The 16,082-nt window shown below is 63.9% G+C and carries 18 protein-coding genes and 1 pseudogene; 12 read left to right on the top strand and 7 right to left on the bottom strand.

The features are described 5' to 3' along the window. Positions 1–175: 175 nt before the first annotated feature. The 4 genes from ABT23_RS06680 to ABT23_RS06665 all read right to left on the bottom strand — a co-directional run bounded on the left by ABT23_RS06680 (position 176) and on the right by ABT23_RS06665 (position 4,224). The gene (locus ABT23_RS06680; RefSeq protein WP_296632946.1) at positions 176–805 is read right to left on the bottom strand and encodes a DsbA family protein; all 630 of its coding nucleotides are present in this window, start codon (positions 803–805) and stop codon (positions 176–178) included. A gap of 50 nt (positions 806–855) precedes the next feature. Continuing rightward, positions 856–1,032 (bottom strand): cbb3-type cytochrome oxidase assembly protein CcoS, encoded by a 177-nt coding sequence (ccoS, locus tag ABT23_RS06675; RefSeq protein WP_296632943.1) that lies wholly within the window; start codon positions 1,030–1,032, stop codon positions 856–858. 12 nt (positions 1,033–1,044) lie between these two features. Beyond that, positions 1,045–3,570: a heavy metal translocating P-type ATPase gene (locus ABT23_RS06670; protein WP_296632940.1), complete on the bottom strand. Its 2,526-nt coding sequence runs from the start codon at positions 3,568–3,570 to the stop codon at positions 1,045–1,047. 78 nt (positions 3,571–3,648) lie between these two features. Then, positions 3,649–4,224, bottom strand: a complete 576-nt coding sequence (locus tag ABT23_RS06665) for an OmpW family outer membrane protein (protein WP_296632936.1) — start codon at positions 4,222–4,224, stop codon at positions 3,649–3,651. A gap of 105 nt (positions 4,225–4,329) precedes the next feature. On the opposite strand from ABT23_RS06665, the gene aat reads away from it, so the two are divergent. The 7 genes from aat (at position 4,330) to ABT23_RS06630 (ending at position 9,019) form a co-directional block, all read left to right on the top strand. Further along, positions 4,330–5,043, top strand: coding sequence for a leucyl/phenylalanyl-tRNA--protein transferase (gene aat / locus ABT23_RS06660; protein WP_296632932.1), 714 nt, complete (start codon positions 4,330–4,332; stop codon positions 5,041–5,043). 206 nt (positions 5,044–5,249) lie between these two features. Beyond that, complete coding sequence (locus ABT23_RS06655) at positions 5,250–5,972, top strand: arginyltransferase (RefSeq protein WP_296632930.1); 723 nt, start codon at positions 5,250–5,252, stop codon at positions 5,970–5,972. Next, positions 5,969–6,808, top strand: coding sequence for a hypothetical protein (locus ABT23_RS06650; RefSeq protein ID WP_296632929.1), 840 nt, complete (start codon positions 5,969–5,971; stop codon positions 6,806–6,808). The genes ABT23_RS06655 and ABT23_RS06650 overlap by 4 nt, the downstream gene beginning before the upstream one ends. 12 nt (positions 6,809–6,820) lie before the next feature. Further along, positions 6,821–7,615 (top strand): thymidylate synthase, encoded by a 795-nt coding sequence (locus tag ABT23_RS06645; protein WP_296632926.1) that lies wholly within the window; start codon positions 6,821–6,823, stop codon positions 7,613–7,615. 150 nt (positions 7,616–7,765) lie between these two features. Next, positions 7,766–8,266 (top strand): type 3 dihydrofolate reductase, encoded by a 501-nt coding sequence (gene folA / locus ABT23_RS06640; protein ID WP_296632924.1) that lies wholly within the window; start codon positions 7,766–7,768, stop codon positions 8,264–8,266. An 81-nt stretch (positions 8,267–8,347) separates the two neighbouring features. Continuing rightward, entirely contained in the window at positions 8,348–8,590 is a 243-nt protein-coding gene (locus tag ABT23_RS06635) for a hypothetical protein (protein ID WP_296632922.1), read from the top strand. Positions 8,591–8,680: 90 nt separating this feature from the next. Then, on the top strand, positions 8,681–9,019 hold the full coding sequence (locus ABT23_RS06630) for a zinc ribbon domain-containing protein YjdM (protein ID WP_296632920.1): 339 nt from the start codon (positions 8,681–8,683) through the stop codon (positions 9,017–9,019). Positions 9,020–9,141: 122 nt separating this feature from the next. Here ABT23_RS06630 and ABT23_RS06625 read toward each other — a convergent pair whose 3' ends face one another. From ABT23_RS06625 to hrcA, 3 genes are all read right to left on the bottom strand, one after another. After that, the gene (locus ABT23_RS06625; protein ID WP_296632917.1) at positions 9,142–9,453 is read right to left on the bottom strand and encodes a hypothetical protein; all 312 of its coding nucleotides are present in this window, start codon (positions 9,451–9,453) and stop codon (positions 9,142–9,144) included. Between the two features lie 178 nt (positions 9,454–9,631). Further along, positions 9,632–10,735, bottom strand: coding sequence for a ferrochelatase (gene hemH, locus ABT23_RS06620; RefSeq protein WP_296632913.1), 1,104 nt, complete (start codon positions 10,733–10,735; stop codon positions 9,632–9,634). Then, the gene (gene hrcA, locus ABT23_RS06615) at positions 10,735–11,751 is read right to left on the bottom strand and encodes a heat-inducible transcriptional repressor HrcA (protein ID WP_296632909.1); all 1,017 of its coding nucleotides are present in this window, start codon (positions 11,749–11,751) and stop codon (positions 10,735–10,737) included. The genes hemH and hrcA overlap by 1 nt, the downstream gene beginning before the upstream one ends. A 110-nt stretch (positions 11,752–11,861) precedes the next feature. Here hrcA and ABT23_RS06610 point away from each other — a divergent pair. The 5 genes and pseudogenes from ABT23_RS06610 to ABT23_RS06590 all read left to right on the top strand — a co-directional run bounded on the left by ABT23_RS06610 (position 11,862) and on the right by ABT23_RS06590 (position 15,947). Next, positions 11,862–12,720 (top strand): annotated as a pseudogene (locus tag ABT23_RS06610) (NAD(+) kinase). Positions 12,721–12,875: 155 nt separating this feature from the next. Then, a complete protein-coding gene (gene recN, locus ABT23_RS06605) occupies positions 12,876–14,531 on the top strand; it encodes a DNA repair protein RecN (RefSeq protein WP_296632907.1) in 1,656 nt (551 codons plus the stop codon). After that, a complete protein-coding gene (locus ABT23_RS06600; RefSeq protein WP_296632906.1) occupies positions 14,528–15,040 on the top strand; it encodes a thermonuclease family protein in 513 nt (170 codons plus the stop codon). The genes recN and ABT23_RS06600 overlap by 4 nt, the downstream gene beginning before the upstream one ends. Before the next feature lie 237 nt (positions 15,041–15,277). Next, positions 15,278–15,613, top strand: a complete 336-nt coding sequence (locus ABT23_RS06595; RefSeq protein WP_296632905.1) for a cytochrome c — start codon at positions 15,278–15,280, stop codon at positions 15,611–15,613. A 10-nt stretch (positions 15,614–15,623) separates the two neighbouring features. Further along, positions 15,624–15,947, top strand: coding sequence for a cytochrome c (locus ABT23_RS06590; protein ID WP_296632903.1), 324 nt, complete (start codon positions 15,624–15,626; stop codon positions 15,945–15,947). Positions 15,948–16,082 lie beyond the last annotated feature (135 nt).

Here is a 16,082-nt window from a genome sequence, read left to right as displayed (position 1 = left end):
GCTGGCCATCTGCCGAGGCGGTGGAGACGGTCTGCTTGCCGGGCTCGCTGGCGCCGCAGCCCGACATGCCGAGCAGGATCGCGCCGAGAAACAGCGTGGTGGACAACAGGGGAAAACGGGCCATCGGAACGCGCTCCAGAAAGAGAAAGAGAGATTCTAGCGGCGGGCGGGGGCGTTACGCATCCGATTGCAGGCAACGGTCGATTTCCGTGCGCACGGTGTCCAGCGGCAGGCACCCGCTGCAGACCGGGTGCAGCTGCGTATCCCGCTGCACGATGAGGGTGGGAAAGCCGCGCACGCCTGCCTGCCGCGCCTGCCTGAAATGCGCCTGGGTGCGAGCATGTGCGACGTCGCTGTCGAAGTCGCGCAGGAAGGTTCTGCCATCCACGCCAAGGCCTGCCGCCAGATCGGCCAGCACGCCGGCTTGGGTCACGTCGCGTCCCTTGGCATAAAACGCCGACTGGATTGCCTTGAACATCGCGAATATCTGCGTGGAGTCGATTCCGCCGACCGTCACCACCGCCCGGCAGGCGGGTTCGGTGTCGTACACGAAGCCTTCCGGCAGTGCGTCGTCGAAGCGGAAGGGCTGGCCGGTACGGGCCTGCACCGCATGCCAGTGATGCAGGATGTCCTCGCGTCCCGTTGCGGTCATCGGCACGGTTTCGCCCGGCCGCAGGCCGCCCACTACCAGTGCGATTTTCATGCGCTCGCGGTATTCGTCGCGCAAAGTCTCGATTACCGGGGAAAATCCCCAGCACCAGGAGCACATCGGATCGGCGAAATACCAGAGGATGGGCGGGTTCATGTGCAGTGGCCGTTGAAACAGGACAGCTCACAGCATAGGCGATTCCTGAACTAGGTCTGCTTCGGCGTGTCGTCGGGCTTGGGCGGCGTGTCGTCGTCCATGATCACGCTGTGCGCCGGGCCTTCGAGATCGTCGAACTGTCCACTTTTGGCCGCCCACAGCATGAACCAGGCAATTGCACCGACGAGCACGAGGCTGAGCGGAATGAGCAGGAGGAGGATGTCCATGTGCAGGGTCGGTCAGGTGACGGGTCTGGGCAGGGGGGGGGCTGCCACAGCAGGCGCGGTTCTGGACTTGAAGTCGGTGAGCCGCAGCGCGTTCAACACGACCAACAGCGAACTGGCCGACATGCCGATGCCGGCGATCCAGGGCGTGACGTGGCCCAGCGCGGCAGCGGGGATGGCGACGAGATTGTAGGCCAACGCCCAGCCCAGGTTCTCGCGGATGATGTGCTGTGTCTTGCGGGCGAGTGCGACGCCGTCGGCCAGGGTGCCGAGGCGGCTGCCGAGCATGACCATGTCGGCGGCCGCCTGCGCCACGTCGGCGCCTTCGCCCATGGCGATGGACACCTGCGCGCCGGCGAGCACCGGCGCATCGTTGATGCCGTCGCCCACCATGGCGACGATGCGGCCTTCGTTCTGCAGCGTCTTGACATAGGCGAGCTTGTCTTCCGGCAGCGCACCGGCATGCCAGTCGGCGATGCCGAGCTGCTGCGCCGTGCGCCTGACCGCCGTTTCGGCATCGCCGGACAGCAGGTGCAGACGCAGCCCTTGTTTTTGCAGGGCGGCGAGGGCGTCCGGCGCGTCCGTCCGCGGCGTATCAGCCAGCGCAAACCAGGCGATCAGCCCGGATTCGCCGGCCAGCGCCACCCAGCTTTCATGCCCTTCAGGGTGCTCGTGCCCACCCGGGTAGGCGCCACCGCCCGATTCCGGCGGGGTGGGTGGTGTTTCGCTGGCGGCAGCGAAACGCGGCGAGCCCAGTCGATAGATGTGGCCATCGATATGGCCTTCGACGCCGCGCCCGGGCGTGTTGCGAACCCGACTGGCGGTCGCGATGGATACGGCCGACTCGCGTAGCGCTTTGGCGATGGGATGTTCCGAGCCGGCTTCGAGTGCCGCGGCGATGGCCCCGACTTCGGCCTCGCTGCGGCCGCCCAGCGGGATCACCCGGCATACGGAGAGGCGGCCGTGGGTGAGCGTGCCGGTCTTGTCGAACACCAGGTCGGTGGCACGCGCCAGCGTTTCCAGGGCGTGGCCGCGCGTGGTCAGGAGGCCCAGGCGCGTGAGCCGGCCGGTGGCGGTGGTGAGGGCGGCAGGGGTGGCGAGGCCGAGCGCGCAGGGGCAGGTGACGACCAGGACCGATACCACGATCCACAGGGCTTTCGACGGGTCGATCACATACCAGGCGAGGCCGACCGCAAGGGTGATCAGCAGCAGCAGGCCGACGAACCAGGCGGCGGCGCGGTCGGCCAGCTGGCCGATGCGCGGCTTTTCGCTCTGCGCGCGGTCGAGCAGACGCACGATCGACGCCAGCCGCGTATCGGCGCCGAGCCTGTCGACGCGCACGACCAGCGGGCTTGCCTGGTTGAGGCTGCCGCCGACGACATGGGCGCGCACGCCTTTCGATACCGGCAGCGATTCGCCGGTGAGCAGGGCTTCGCTGACCGCGCTGTCGCCCTCGACCACCACACCGTCGGCGGGCAGGGTTTCGCCGGGGCGTACCAGCACATGGTCGCCTACCGCCAGCCGCGCCACCGGTACCTGCTCCTCGTCGCGCGCCGGCCAGTTCGGCAGACGTGTGGTGGCGGCTGGAATGAGCTTGACCAGTTCCTCCACTGCGGCACCGGCGCGGCGGCGCGCGTTCATCTCGAGGAAACGCCCGGTCAGCAGCAGGAAGATGAACATGGTGACCGAGTCGTAATACACCTCGCCGTGGCCGCTGAAGGTGCTGTAGACGCTGGCGATGAAGGCCGTGCCCACGCCCAGCGCTACCGGCACGTCCATACCCAGCGTGCGGCGCTTGAGATCGCGCCAGGCGCCGATGAAGAAGGGCCACGCCGAGTACACCACCACCGGTATGGTCAGGATCAGGCTTGCCCAACTCATCAGCAGCCGTATATCGGCGCTCATGTCGGTGGCGGTGTACGACGGCAGTGCGTACATCATGACCTGCATCATGCCGAGGCCGGCGATGGCGAGCCGCTTGATCGCAGTGTTGCGTTCGCGCTTGTAGATGTCGTCAGAGCGCCCGGGATCGAAAGGGTGGGCAATGTAGCCGATGTCGGAGACCGCCTTGAGGATCGCCGACAGTTGGATGCGGGTGTTATCCCAGCGCACCCGCGCGCGGCGGGTGGCGTAGTTGATCTCGACCGACAGCACGCCCGGCAGCCCCGCGATGTGGCGTTCGTTCAGCCAGATGCATGCGGCGCAGACGATGTTTTCCAGGATCAGCGCAGCTTCGCGGATGTTCTCCGTTTCAGTCCGCACGAAGCTTTCCTGGATCTCCGGCAGATCATACAGGCCCAGTTGGGCGAGCTCGGCCTCCGCCTGCTGGGGCGTGGCGGGCAGCACGGTGCGGTGGGTGTAGTAGGCGCCCTGGCCGCTGTCGATGATGGTCTGTGCCACGGCCTGGCAGCCGCGGCAGCAGGCCTGGCGGGTATCGCCTTCGAACTGGATGGGATAGTGGGCGCCGTCCGGCACCGGCAGGCCGCAGTGAAAGCAACCCGAAAAAGACGGGGCGTCCGTGAGCGCAGGAGAATCGCTCATGAACCGCCCCACAGGAGAACGCCCGGGGGCAAGCCCGGGAGAGAGGCCGGGCCGGCAGGCGTCAGAGGGTACTTCTTGTCAGAAACGGAACCCGTAGCCGATACCCCACACCACCGGATTGATTTCCAGGTTGGTGAGCTTGACGCCACCTGATTTGACGTCGGTGTCGATCCAGATTTTCTTAACGTCGAGGTTGATATAGCCATTCTTGGTTACCGCGATGTCCACGCCCGCCTGCAGAGCGCCGCCGAAGCTGTTCTTCCCGACACTCAGGCCGGGGGCAAGATCGACATTATAGAAGCGGGTGTAGTTCACGCCGGCACCGACGTAGGGCTTGATCGTCGGGGTGGGGTTGAAGTGGTACTGCACCGTCAGCGTGGGCGGCAGGTGATTCAGTTTTCCGAGGCTGGCGCCGTTCAACGTCACTTCGTGGCGTGCTGTGCCGAGAATGAGTTCCATGCCGATGTTGGGCGTCACGAAATAAGTGAAGTCGACTTCCGGCACCACTTCGTCGGACACGTCGAGTCCGGCCAGACCGGAGGATTTGACGTCCGGGACGATGTCGATCGCGCGAACGCGCATCATCCAGTTTTCAGCCAGGGCGGAGGTGGGCAGGGCGGCGACCAGGGCCAGGACAAGCAGGGATTTTTTCATGTTCGCGACTCCTCTTAAAAAGACAAAGATATAAATAAGACATACATATCGTAATTAAGAAAAAATGCGGACGCAAGCCAAAAATGAATCCGTTACCATGGCGCCATGAGCGAACGTCTCCAAAATGCCACAAATTTCCCGCCGGTCGAGACCGCGCTGCGGGAGCCCAATGGCCTGCTGGCGATGGGTGGTGATCTATCGATAGAACGCTTGCTGGATGCCTACTGCCACGGCATCTTCCCCTGGTTCAACCCCGGTGAGCCGATCCTGTGGTGGAGTCCCGATCCGCGCATGGTGCTCGTGCCATCGGAGATTCGCGTGACCCGCTCCCTCGCCAAACGCATCCGAAATGGCGGCTTCGAGGTGCGCGTCGACACCGCGTTTGCGGAAGTGATGCGGGCGTGCGCCGAACCCCGCGAAGGGGCCGGTGGCACCTGGATCTCGCCGGCGATGATCGCGGCCTATACCCGCCTGTTCGATGCCGGCTATGCGCATGCGGTGGAAACCTGGCGTGACGGCCGTCTGGTCGGCGGCCTCTACGGTGTGGCGATCGGCCGGATGTTCTACGGCGAATCGATGTTCAGCCGCGAACCCGATGCCTCCAAGATCGCGCTGGTCCGTCTTGCGCGTCAGTTGCAGCAATGGGATTTCGGTCTGATCGACTGCCAGATGGAAACCGCGCATCTCGCCAGCCTCGGTGCGCGCACGGTGCCGCGAACGGCGTTCACGGCAAGGCTGGCGGAATTGGTAAACTTGCCACATCAGCCTGGCCCCTGGACGTTTAACCTAGAAACCACGGTTGACCACTCATTGCCTTAATTGAAGCCTTGCATGAATATTGGTCTTATTGCCGGCGATCGGATTTGCCGTTTGGCTCAGACCGTTGCGCACCCGCTGGCACGCCTGGCCGAGCGCCTGCCTTTGTCGCGCGTCGTTGCAGGCACTGGCCTGCCGCCTCCTTGCTTCGTGGCAGTCACCCGCCCAGACACACCATCGGGTGCGCCCAACCATGGTATCTAGGTTAGATGCACCCGACTGAACCGCCTTTCCAGCGCATCCAGTTTTACCTGACCGCGCAATACGACTGCAGCTACCTGCCGGATCGGCGTGCGCGTTCGCAGGTGGCTACGCCCACCCACCTGATCGATCACCAGGCCTACAGTGCCTTGATCCGCGCCGGCTTTCGTCGTAGCGGCCAGTTCACCTACCGTCCGCACTGCGAGCAGTGCCATGCTTGCGTGCCGGTGCGCGTCGACGTGGCCGGCTTCGTGCCCAACCGCACCCAGCGCCGCTGCCTCAAGCGCAACCGGCACCTGGCCGCGCGTTTCCTGCCGCTCGACTTCAAGGAAGAACACTACGCGCTCTATCGCACCTATCTCGGCAGCCGCCATGCCGGTGGCGGCATGGATCGCGACGGCCCCGACCAGTACACGCAGTTCCTGCTGTCATCCAATGTCGATACCGTGATGGTCGAATTCCGCGACGGCGATGAACTGGTGATGATCTCGGTGATCGACCAGATCGACGATGGCATTTCCGCCGTCTACACTTTCTTCGATCCCGCGCGCGAGCAGCAAAGCCTCGGCGTCTACGGCGTGCTGTGGCAGATCGAACTGGCCAAACGACTGGAACTGCCTTACCTCTATCTGGGCTACTGGATCGACCAGAGCCGCAAGATGGCCTACAAGAAACAGTACCCGCCGCTGGAGGGGTTGATCGACGGCCGTTGGCAGGTTCTCGACGCATGAAATGGCTCCTGGTCGCCATGCTGCTGGCGACCATGCAGGGCTGTGCGCTCACCGCGAGCAATCCACGCGCCCTGCAGTCGATCGACGGCTTCTACCCGTTGGCGGACGATGCTCGCGTCTGGGTCGAGCCGGGCTACGAGGCCTACGGCGAACGCGTGTCGGCGGCGCTGCCGGCCGCCATTGCCAAAGTCGAAGCGGCGCATTACCTGCCGTTTCTCCATCCGCCGCGCGTGTATGTCTGCGGCAGCGAGGATTGCTTCAACCGCTATGTGTATACCCCGCGGCTGTCCGCCGCGGTCATCCCGGACAACCGCCTGATCCTGTCGCCGAATTTGAATGGCCGCGAAAGCGCCCGCCTGCCCGGGCTGCTGACGCACGAACTGGCACACCTTCACCTGGGCCAGCGCATCGGCCACTACAACAGTACCCTGCCGGTGTGGTTCCACGAGGGTTGGGCTTCGCTGACGGCGGATGGCGGCGGCGCCGAATATGCCACCGACGCACAGGCGTACGCCGCGATCCGCGCCGGCCGACGGGTCGATCTTATCGCGCGCGATACCCCCGACCTGCGCCATCGGGCAGGCGCGTTCGGCCTCAATATTTTCGAGTTCTATCGCGAGTCCATGCTGTTGGTCGGCTGGCTGAAGGTGCAGGACGAGACGCGTTTTCGCCAGCTGGCCCTTGCGGTACAGGCCAATACCGATTTCGAGATCGCCTTCTGGGACATCTATGGCCAGTCGCCCGCCACCCGGCTGACCGGCTTTTACGATGGCGTTCAGGGCAACACCGTATTCAACGATAATGGGCAAATCCAGGCCGCACCCGCACAACCTTAAATTCACTTCACGATGAAACCCTATCTCGACCTGATGCGCCACGTGCTCGAGCACGGCACGAAAAAAGACGACCGCACCGGCACCGGCACCCTCTCGGTGTTCGGCTGGCAGATGCGCTACGACCTCGCCGCAGGCTTCCCGCTCGTCACCACCAAGAAGTGTCACCTGCGTTCCATCATCCACGAATTGCTGTGGTTCCTGCAGGGCGACACCAACATCAAGTACCTCAAGGAAAACGGCGTCTCGATCTGGGACGAATGGGCCGACGAACACGGCAACCTCGGTCCGGTCTACGGCCATCAGTGGCGTTCGTGGCCGAAGCCGGACGGCGGCACGATCGATCAGATCAGCGAAGTGGTGAAGACGCTCAAGAGCAACCCCGATTCGCGCCGCATCATCGTCTCGGCCTGGAACGTCGCCGACCTCGACAGGATGGCGCTGGCGCCGTGCCACGCCTTCTTCCAGTTCTACGTCGCCGACGGCAAGCTCTCGTGCCAGCTGTATCAGCGCAGCGCCGACATCTTCCTCGGCGTGCCGTTCAACATCGCCAGCTATGCGCTGCTGACCCTGATGATGGCGCAGGTGACGGGACTGAAACCCGGCGACTTCGTCCACACGCTCGGCGACGCGCACCTCTATCTCAATCACCTCGACCAGGCGCGCGAGCAGCTCTCCCGCGATCCGCGCCCGCTGCCGACGATGACGCTGAATCCGGAGGTGAAGGACATTTTCGCGTTCCGCTTCGAGGACTTCACCCTCAGCGGTTACGACCCGCATCCGGCGATCAAGGCGCCGGTGGCGGTGTGAAGCGGTGAGGCGTGAGGGAGCCGCCGGTGGGAGAATTGGCACAATCTTTACCACCGTTCGCCCTGAGCCTGTCGAAGGGCTGCTTGGCGCAGTCCTTTTGATCAGGCGGGCTTGTCTGGGCAAAGCGCTCCGCATGAATATCGAGAAAACATGAATCAACACGAACCCCGCATCAGCGTCATCGCCGCGCTCGCCCGCAACCGCGTCATCGGCATCGAGAACCGCCTGCCCTGGCGGCTGCCGGAAGACCTCGCCCACTTCAAGGCGCTGACCCTCGACCACCCCATCCTGATGGGGCGCAAGACCTTCGAGTCGCTCGGCCGTCCGCTGCCCGGGCGGACCAACATCGTCATCACCCGCAATCCCGACTATCGCAAGGATGGCTGCCTCGTTGCCGATTCCATTCCCGCAGCCATTGCTCTTTGCAAGGGTGTCGACGAGATCTTCTTCATTGGCGGTGCCGAGCTCTATGCCCAGGCCATCCCGCTGGCCGACCGGCTGTATCTGACCGAAGTGGACATCGAGGCCGAGGGCGACGCGTGGTTCCCCGACTACGACCGCAGCGCGTTCAGGGAAGTCGCGCGCGAGTCGCACACAGCTGAGAAGGGCGACGCCCTGCGATTTGATTTCGTGGTGTACGAGCGGGGCTGAGCGGAAGCGGCGTGCTTTCCTGACTGCCATCGCCCAGCCTCACCCGATGATTGTTTGCGTCAACGGAAAGGGAGAAAAAGCATGTCCGATCTGAGCCCGCTCGAAGAACACTTTCCGCGCCTGGTCCACGAGATTGTGGCGTTCTGGGGATCGCCCACCTGTTTCGATCAGCTGCAAGCCTTGCTGGTGGACAGCCGGGGCAGCCGCCAGGGGTTTCCGGCGGACGTTTATTCCGACCTGTCCCTGCTGCTGACGCTGGTTCCCCGGCCCAAAGGTCCGTACGACATCTGGAATGATGCACTGGATGCGGATAAAACCGGTTGAAACCGGGTTGTTCGGGTTTGATTTTGAGTTGTTAAAGGAAAACAGAATGGATGTAAAAAATAGCAACGCAACCGCGCAGCGAGGCATGGCATGAGCGGTTTGCCCAAGTGTCCCCAGTGTGGTTCCGAATTCACCTATGAAGATGGTGCGATGTACGTCTGTCCGGAATGCGCGCACGAATGGTCGAAGGATGCAGCTGCTGCCACGGATGAGGTGCGCGTCATCCGCGATTCCAACGGCAATGTGCTGGCGGATGGCGACACGGTGACGGTGATCAAGGACCTGAAGGTCAAGGGCTCGTCGCTGGTCGTCAAGGTGGGGACCAAGGTGAAGAACATCCGCCTGGTCGAGGGCGATCACGACATCGACTGCAGGATCGATGGCATCGGCCAGATGGGCTTGAAGTCGGAATTCGTGAAGAAGGTGTAGGACACCGGATTCCGTCCGGCATCTACGATTGAACGGGGCCACGGCCCCGTTTTTCCTGGCCTTCCACGTGCGCCGACATTTCATCCAGCATGCCTGCAATCCGGTCCGGCATGCGTCGTGATCTAGCGCTCCATGCGCTCGACCAGCCTTTCGAGTTGCTGTGCGATCGTGTCCCATACCACCATTGGGCCGGTCTTTTCGAATTCGGCCTCCGACCATTGATCGGGGGGCTTCACCTTGTATTCATCGATGCGCCCTGCCAGTTTGTCGCGTTCCGCCTTTGCGCTTGCCAGTTGTTCCGCGGCATCGCTGCTGCCTGATTTGGCAATGCCGCTTTGGGCACGTTCGAGCAAGGTATCCACATGTTTCAGGCGCATTTCGTGTTCGAGGATATGCTGCTGGATCAGATGATTCATTTTGGGGGTTTCAGTCATGCCCATTCTCCTGCATTAGAAGTATCTGTCTCGATGATCTAAACGTAGTCATCAAATCGCCCGGCGACAACCTGAGTCACTGGATTTAGGGCAACGTGGGCAGGGAAAAGCAGGTGGGCGGGCCGAAATGAAAAACGGAGCCTCGGCTCCGTTTCCCGTTATGCGGCAGGACAGGACTTCAAGTGCGTGCGCCCATGGCCAGTGCGCGGTTCTTGCTGGTGAGGCGGGCTTGCTCGTCGGTATCGCGGTCGAAGCCGTCGCCGACCCAGCCCCCAAGGTTTTCCAGCGCGATGCGCCCGAGCGCATCGATCCATTGCGGGTGCTCGTTGAGCGCGGGGATGTAGTGGAATTCCTTGCCACCGGCCGCGAGGAAGGTGGCGCGGCCTTCCATTGCCAGTTCTTCCAGCGTTTCCAGGCAGTCGGCGGTGAAGCCCGGTGCGACCACGTCGACGCGGCCGGTGCCGGCGCGGCCGAGCTCGTCCAGCGTCCTGTCGGTGTAGGGCTGGATCCATTCGGCGCGGCCGAAGCGCGACTGGAAGGTGAGGCGATATTGCTTCGGTTCGAGCCCGAGCGCTTCGGCCAGCAGGCGGCCGGTCTTCTGGCATTCGCAGTGGTAGGGATCGCCCTTGTCCAGGGTGTAGCGCGGCACGCCGTGGAAGCTCATCAGCAGCAGGTCGGGACGGCCATGCATCTGCCAGTAGTCGCGGATGTTGGTCGCAAGGGCGTGGATGTAGCCGGGGTGGTCGTGATAGTGCTTGAGCGTGCGCAGGGCCGGCTGGGTACGCGTCTTCTGCAGCCAGGCGAACGCGGCGTCGAAGGCGGTGGCGGTGCTGGAGGCGGCGTATTGCGGATAGGCCGGCAGGATCAGGATGCGGTCGCAGCCGGCGGCCTTCATCTTCGCCAGGGTGTCGGGAATTGACGGATTGCCGTAGCGCATCGCGTAGTCGACCGTGAAGGGGGTGGCGATGCGCTCGCCCAGCCAGCCTTTCAGCAGCTTGGCCTGCTTCTCGGTGTGGACCTTCAGCGGCGAGCCGTCGGGGGTCCAGATCGCGGCGTATTTCGCGGCCGATTTTTTCGGCCGGGTGTTGAGGATGATGCCGTTGAGGATCAGCCACCACACGGCGCGCGGGATTTCCACCACGCGCGGATCGGACAGGAATTCCTTGAGGTAGGGGCGCAGCGCCTGGGGCGTCGGCGCCCCGGGGGTGCCGAGGTTGACCAGTAGGATGCCGGTGCGGGTTTGCTGGCCGTGGGTGTGCTCAGGCTCTTTCAGGTAATTCATCAATGATGCGACAGCGCGCTGGACAGGAGTTTGGCAGTGACGTCGACGATCGGCACCACGCGCTCGTAGGCCATGCGGGTGGGGCCGACGACGCCGAGCGTGCCGACCACCTGGCCGTCGACCGAATAGGGCGCCGTGACCAGGCTGCATTCGTCGAGCGGCAGCATCTCGGATTCGCCGCCGATGAAAATCTGCACGCCGGCGGCGGTGCGCGACTGGTCGAGCAGTTGCAGCAAGCCGGTTTTCTTCTCGAAGGCGTCGAACAGGCGGCGCAGGCTCCCCATGTTGCTGGAAAGATCCTGCACGTCGAGCAGCTTGCGGCTGCCGGACACCACCACGTTGTCCTGGCTGGCGTCGAGTGCCTGGCTGCCGGCATCCACGGCCGCCGCCATCAGGCGGGTGATGTCGTCGCGCATGCGGCCGAGCTCGTCGCGCAGCTTATTGCGCACTTGTTCGAAGCTGTGGCCGGCGAAATTCTGGTTGAAGTAGTTGGCCGCCTCGGTCAGCGCGGCGGCGCTATAGGGTTGCTCGGTGACGATGACGCGGTTTTCGACCTCGCCTTCCATGGTGACGATGATGAGCAGGATGCGCTTGTCCGACAGGCTGAGAAATTCGATCTGACGGAAGGCCGGGCTGCGGCGCGGCGTCATCACCAGCCCGGCAAACCGGCTGAGATCGGACAGCAGGGTAGATGCCGCGGTCATCAGCCGCTGCGGGTCGGACGCCGTCAGGCTGTGCTCGAGCTGGTTGACCTCGACTTGCGCCAGGGGGCGCACGGTCAGCAGGGTGTCGACGAAGAAGCGGTAGCCGCGCGGCGTCGGGATGCGTCCGGCCGAGGTGTGCGGGCTGGTGACGAAGCCCATCTCTTCGAGGTCGGCCATGATGTTGCGGATGCTGGCGGGCGACAGGTCCAGCCCGGCATGTTTCGACAGGGTGCGCGAGCCGACGGGTTCCCCTTCGCTGATATAGCGTTCCACCAGGGTTTTCAGCAGGATGCGGGCGCGGTCGTTGAGCATGGGTTGATTATATAGGGGTGAGTGGTGAGTGGCGCGGGGAGGGGCGCTTTTGATCCTCCGCTCACGGCTTACTGCTTGCCGCTCACCATCCCCCTATATAATCGCCCCTCATGCAAATCCCTTTCCACACTGTCGGCCTGGTCGGCAAATACGACAATCAGGGCATGGAGGCCTCGGTTCGAGCGCTGGCGGAATTCCTTCAGGCGCGTGGGCACAAGGCCCTGCTGGCCTGCCAGACGGCCGAACATTTCGGGATCGCGGATTTCCCCACGCGCAATCTGCACGACCTGGCGACCGAAAGCGACGTCGTGGTGGTGCTGGGCGGCGACGGCACCATGCTGTCGATTGCGCGCGAACTGGCGCCGAACGGCGCGCCGCTGATCGGCGTCAACCAGGGGCGGCTGGGCTTTCTCACCGACATCACGGTCGACCACATGTTCGATGCCATCGCCGAGATTCTCAGCGGCCAGTACGTGGCGGAAGAACGCATCCTGCTCAACGGGCAGGTTCGCCGGGGAGGTGAACTTGTGTTCGAGGCCACGGCGTTCAACGACGTCGTGGTGGGCAAAGGCGGCTCGGGTCGCCTGATCGATCTGGAAATCGCCATCAACAGCGAGTTCGTCTACAGCCAGCGGGCCGACGGCCTGGTGGTCACCAGCCCGACCGGCACCATCGGCCGGCGGTCCCATTGTGCATCCGACGCTCGAAGCCGTGGCGTTGGTACCGATCTGCCCGCATACCCTGTCGGCGCGTCCGATCGTGGTCAGCAGCCATTCGCGCATCGAACTGACGCTCACCTATGCCGACGACGCGCGCGTCCACTTCGACGGCCAGCATCATTTCGACCTCAGAAGCGGCGATCATGTGTGGATCACCCGCGCCAGCCGCCCGGTCACCCTGCTGCATCCGCATTCCTACAGCTACTACGACACCCTGCGGCAGAAGCTGCACTGGGGCAAGAAACTCTAGACTTGTGAATAAACCTACTGCGCTTGCCATCTCGGGGTTGGGCGGTGCTCGCAATCCTCATGTACTTTGAGTACATTCCGGTTGCTGTGCGCCGGCCGCCCCCGACCTGGCTGCGCTCGCGACGGTTTCTTCACAAGTCCTGACCGCACATTTCTATGCTGTCGCATCTGTCCATCCGCAATTACCTGCTGGTCGAATCGGTCGAGCTCGACTTCGCGCCGGGGCTGACCGTGCTCACCGGCGAGACCGGCGCCGGCAAGTCCATCCTCGTCGACGCGCTGGCGCTGGCGCTGGGCGACCGCGCCGAAGGCGGTGTGGTGCGCAGCGGTGCGCCGCGTGCCGAAATTTCCGCCGAATTCGCGATTGACGGCCTGCCCGCACTGGCAGCCTGGCTCGACGAAGCCGGCTTCACATCGGATGATGGCACGCTGATCCTGCGCCGCGTCATCGAGGCCGGCGGGCGTTCGCGCGCGTTCATCAACGGCAGCGCGGCGCCGCTGTCGCAGTTGAAGGACGCGGCCGAATATTTACTCGACATCCACGGTCAGCATGCACACCATGCCCTGCTGCGCCCACAGGCCCAGCGCGAGGTGCTCGACGCCTATGCCGGTGCGCAGTTGCTGGCAGCCGCGGTGAACGCGGCCTGGCACGCCTGGCAGGCCGCACGCCAGCGGCGCCAGGATGCCGAAACCCACAGCCAGGCGCGGCAGATCGAGCGCGAAGGCCTGACGCTGGCAGTAGAGGAACTGCGTGCGCTGGGCGACGATCTGGCGCGTTGGGACGAGATCCAGGCCGAGCATGCGCGGCTTGCCCACGTCACCACGCTGATCGAAGGCGGCCATGCGCTGATCCAGGGACTCGACGAGGGCGACGCGGCGCTGTCGAGCCGTCTCGGTGAGATGTGCGCGCAGCTCGAAGCGATGCAGGCGGTGGACGGCAGTCTGGGCGAGGTCGCCACGCTGCTGAATTCGGCCAGCGCCAACCTGGCCGAGGCCGTGCATGCGCTGCGCCGCTATGCCGATCACCTGAATCTCGATCCCGATCGGCTCGCCGAACTCGATCGTGTGCTCGGCGACATGCATCGCCTGGCGCGCAAGCATCGCGTGCAGCCGGAGGCACTGGCTGGTCTGCTCGATCGGTTTCAGGCCCGACTGGACGAACTGGCTGCCAGCGACGACCTCGATGCGTTGCAGGCCGCCGAGAATGCCGTCCGGGCGCATTATGAAAGCGAAGCGAAACGCCTCGGTGCGCAGCGCCGCAAGGCGGCCACTGCATTGTCCAAGCAGGTCACGGCGGCGATGCACGAACTCGCGCTCGCCGGTGGACATCTCGACATCGAGCTGCAAGCTGTGAGCGAACCGCGTGCACACGGGCTGGAGGACGTGAGTTTTCTCGTCGCCAGCCATCCCGGCCTGCCGTCGGGGCCACTCGGCAAGGTGGCCTCGGGCGGCGAATTGTCGCGCGTCAGTCTGGCGATCCAGACCGCGTTGTCGGGCGTGGCAGGCGTGCCGACGCTGATCTTCGACGAGGTCGACGTCGGCATCGGCGGCAGCGTGGCCGAAGCCGTGGGCCGACGGCTGGCGAAGCTGGGCGAGACCCGCCAGGTGCTGGTCATCACCCACTTGCCGCAGGTGGCGGCGCGTGGCACGCAGCATCTGCGAGTGGCCAAGCAGGCAAACGGCCGTTTTGTCTCGTCCAATATCGCCGTCCTCGATGCGGATGCACGGGTGGAGGAGATCGCGCGCATGCTGGGCGGACTCAAGATCACCGCCACCACCCGGCAGCATGCCGCGGAGATGCTCGCCGGGTGAGACGCGGGTTGGCGTTGTTCCTGCTGTGTCTGGCCTGGGTGAGTGCCCCATCTGCGCAAGCCGAGACGATGCACGGTGTCATCATCGTGGTCGTCGACGGCGATACCGTCCTGTTCAAACCCGATCACGCCCATACGTCCGGGCGCACCTTCCTGAAAGTCCGCCTGGCCGGCATCGATGCGCCCGAAACGGATCAACCCTACGGCGATGCAGCCACGCGCGCACTGGCGGCGCGCGTGCTGAATCGGCGGGTGGCGGTGACCTCGGTCGCGACCGATGTCTATGGCCGCACGATCGCTCACATTCAGGTGGCGGGACACGAGGTCGGAACGGAACTGGTGCAATCGGGTTTCGCCTGGGCCGCCGCGCGTTCCCGACACACTGCGAAACTGGCGGTGGCGCAGCGCCAGGCGCGCCTGGACCAACGCGGACTCTGGCAGGGTGCGGCGCCTGTGCCGCCGTGGGAGTGGCGGCGAACGCATCCCAAAGGGGAGCCCAACCGCTTCTAGACGGGGTGCACCATGCCGGCTGCCGCGGAAACTACAGACGAATTTCCACGTGGATTTTGTCCAGATTGAACATACAGTTTAGAAGCATATTAGAGAATAACGTTATAACTGCTTGTCATAAAAGGATTTTTTAGAACCCAATCGGTCATCAGGCCACCTGTACGGTTTTATAATCGAGCGCAAGCCCTGCGTCAGACGGGGACCACAACGACAACTCAACCAGAGAGAGCGAGGAAGATGAAACTCATCACGAAGACGCTGTTCGCGTCCGTGCTGCTGGTGTTGGCCGTGCCGGTTCAGGCAGCGGGCGACCCCAAGGCCGGGCAACTCAAGACCTCAATGTGTGCCGGTTGTCATGGCATTCCCGGGTGGCGTACTGCTTATCCTTATGTATACAGCGTCCCCATGCTCGGCGGGCAGCACGCGGAATACATCGTGGCGGCGCTCAAAGCCTACAAGGATGGCGAACGCAACCATCCTGGCATGAAGAGCATCGCCAGCAGCCTGTCCGAGCAGGACATGGAAGATCTCGCGGCCTATTACGAATCGTCGTACACCGGTCCGGCCAACTGAGGAGAGACACATGAAAACAACGCTGCTCATCCTCGCAACGGCCGCACTGGCCGCCTCGTTCCCGGCGCATGCCGCCGGTGACTACGAGGCCGGCAAGGCCAAATCCACCACCTGCGCAGCCTGCCACGGCCCGGACGGCAACAGCACCGTGACGAGTTTCCCCAGGCTGGCCGGCCAGCACCGCGATTATCTCCTCCAGGCCCTGCACGAATACAAGATCGGCGTGCGCAAGAACCCCATCATGGGCGGTCAGGCGCAAGCCCTGTCCGACACTGACATGCAGGATCTGGCCACGTACTTTTCCGAGCAGAAGGGGCTGACCCTGAAATATTGATTCCAGCCATACGGAAAGGAAAAGGGCTCTGCCACTGGCAGAGCCCTTTTTACTGGAAATCCGGAATTCGTCGATGGCTCGAACCGATTCGCGAGCGCCCGAAACTGCCCGCCGGCTGGTATTCGAATGAAATAC

This window comes from Thiobacillus sp. SCN 63-57 (assembly GCF_001725555.1).
Taxonomy (GTDB): Bacteria; Pseudomonadota; Gammaproteobacteria; order Burkholderiales; family Thiobacillaceae; genus Thiobacillus.
This window is presented reverse-complemented; position numbering and strand designations above follow the sequence as displayed.

What these genes read in the sequence shown, in the direction of transcription:
- recN (WP_296632907.1), top strand. Translation starts at nt 12,876, where the DNA reads ATGCTGTCGCATCTGTCCATCCGCAATTACCTGCTGGTCGAATCGGTC.
- ABT23_RS06680 (WP_296632946.1), bottom strand. Translation starts at nt 805, where the DNA reads ATGAACCCGCCCATCCTCTGGTATTTCGCCGATCCGATGTGCTCCTGG.
- aat (WP_296632932.1), top strand. Translation starts at nt 4,330, where the DNA reads ATGAGCGAACGTCTCCAAAATGCCACAAATTTCCCGCCGGTCGAGACC.
- ABT23_RS06590 (WP_296632903.1), top strand. Translation starts at nt 15,624, where the DNA reads ATGAAAACAACGCTGCTCATCCTCGCAACGGCCGCACTGGCCGCCTCG.
- hemH (WP_296632913.1), bottom strand. Translation starts at nt 10,735, where the DNA reads ATGAATTACCTGAAAGAGCCTGAGCACACCCACGGCCAGCAAACCCGC.
- ABT23_RS06630 (WP_296632920.1), top strand. Translation starts at nt 8,681, where the DNA reads ATGAGCGGTTTGCCCAAGTGTCCCCAGTGTGGTTCCGAATTCACCTAT.
- ABT23_RS06655 (WP_296632930.1), top strand. Translation starts at nt 5,250, where the DNA reads ATGCACCCGACTGAACCGCCTTTCCAGCGCATCCAGTTTTACCTGACC.
- ABT23_RS06670 (WP_296632940.1), bottom strand. Translation starts at nt 3,570, where the DNA reads ATGAGCGATTCTCCTGCGCTCACGGACGCCCCGTCTTTTTCGGGTTGC.
- ABT23_RS06645 (WP_296632926.1), top strand. Translation starts at nt 6,821, where the DNA reads ATGAAACCCTATCTCGACCTGATGCGCCACGTGCTCGAGCACGGCACG.
- ABT23_RS06625 (WP_296632917.1), bottom strand. Translation starts at nt 9,453, where the DNA reads ATGACTGAAACCCCCAAAATGAATCATCTGATCCAGCAGCATATCCTC.
- ABT23_RS06635 (WP_296632922.1), top strand. Translation starts at nt 8,348, where the DNA reads ATGTCCGATCTGAGCCCGCTCGAAGAACACTTTCCGCGCCTGGTCCAC.
- ABT23_RS06665 (WP_296632936.1), bottom strand. Translation starts at nt 4,224, where the DNA reads ATGAAAAAATCCCTGCTTGTCCTGGCCCTGGTCGCCGCCCTGCCCACC.
- hrcA (WP_296632909.1), bottom strand. Translation starts at nt 11,751, where the DNA reads ATGCTCAACGACCGCGCCCGCATCCTGCTGAAAACCCTGGTGGAACGC.
- ccoS (WP_296632943.1), bottom strand. Translation starts at nt 1,032, where the DNA reads ATGGACATCCTCCTCCTGCTCATTCCGCTCAGCCTCGTGCTCGTCGGT.
- ABT23_RS06595 (WP_296632905.1), top strand. Translation starts at nt 15,278, where the DNA reads ATGAAACTCATCACGAAGACGCTGTTCGCGTCCGTGCTGCTGGTGTTG.
- ABT23_RS06650 (WP_296632929.1), top strand. Translation starts at nt 5,969, where the DNA reads ATGAAATGGCTCCTGGTCGCCATGCTGCTGGCGACCATGCAGGGCTGT.
- folA (WP_296632924.1), top strand. Translation starts at nt 7,766, where the DNA reads ATGAATCAACACGAACCCCGCATCAGCGTCATCGCCGCGCTCGCCCGC.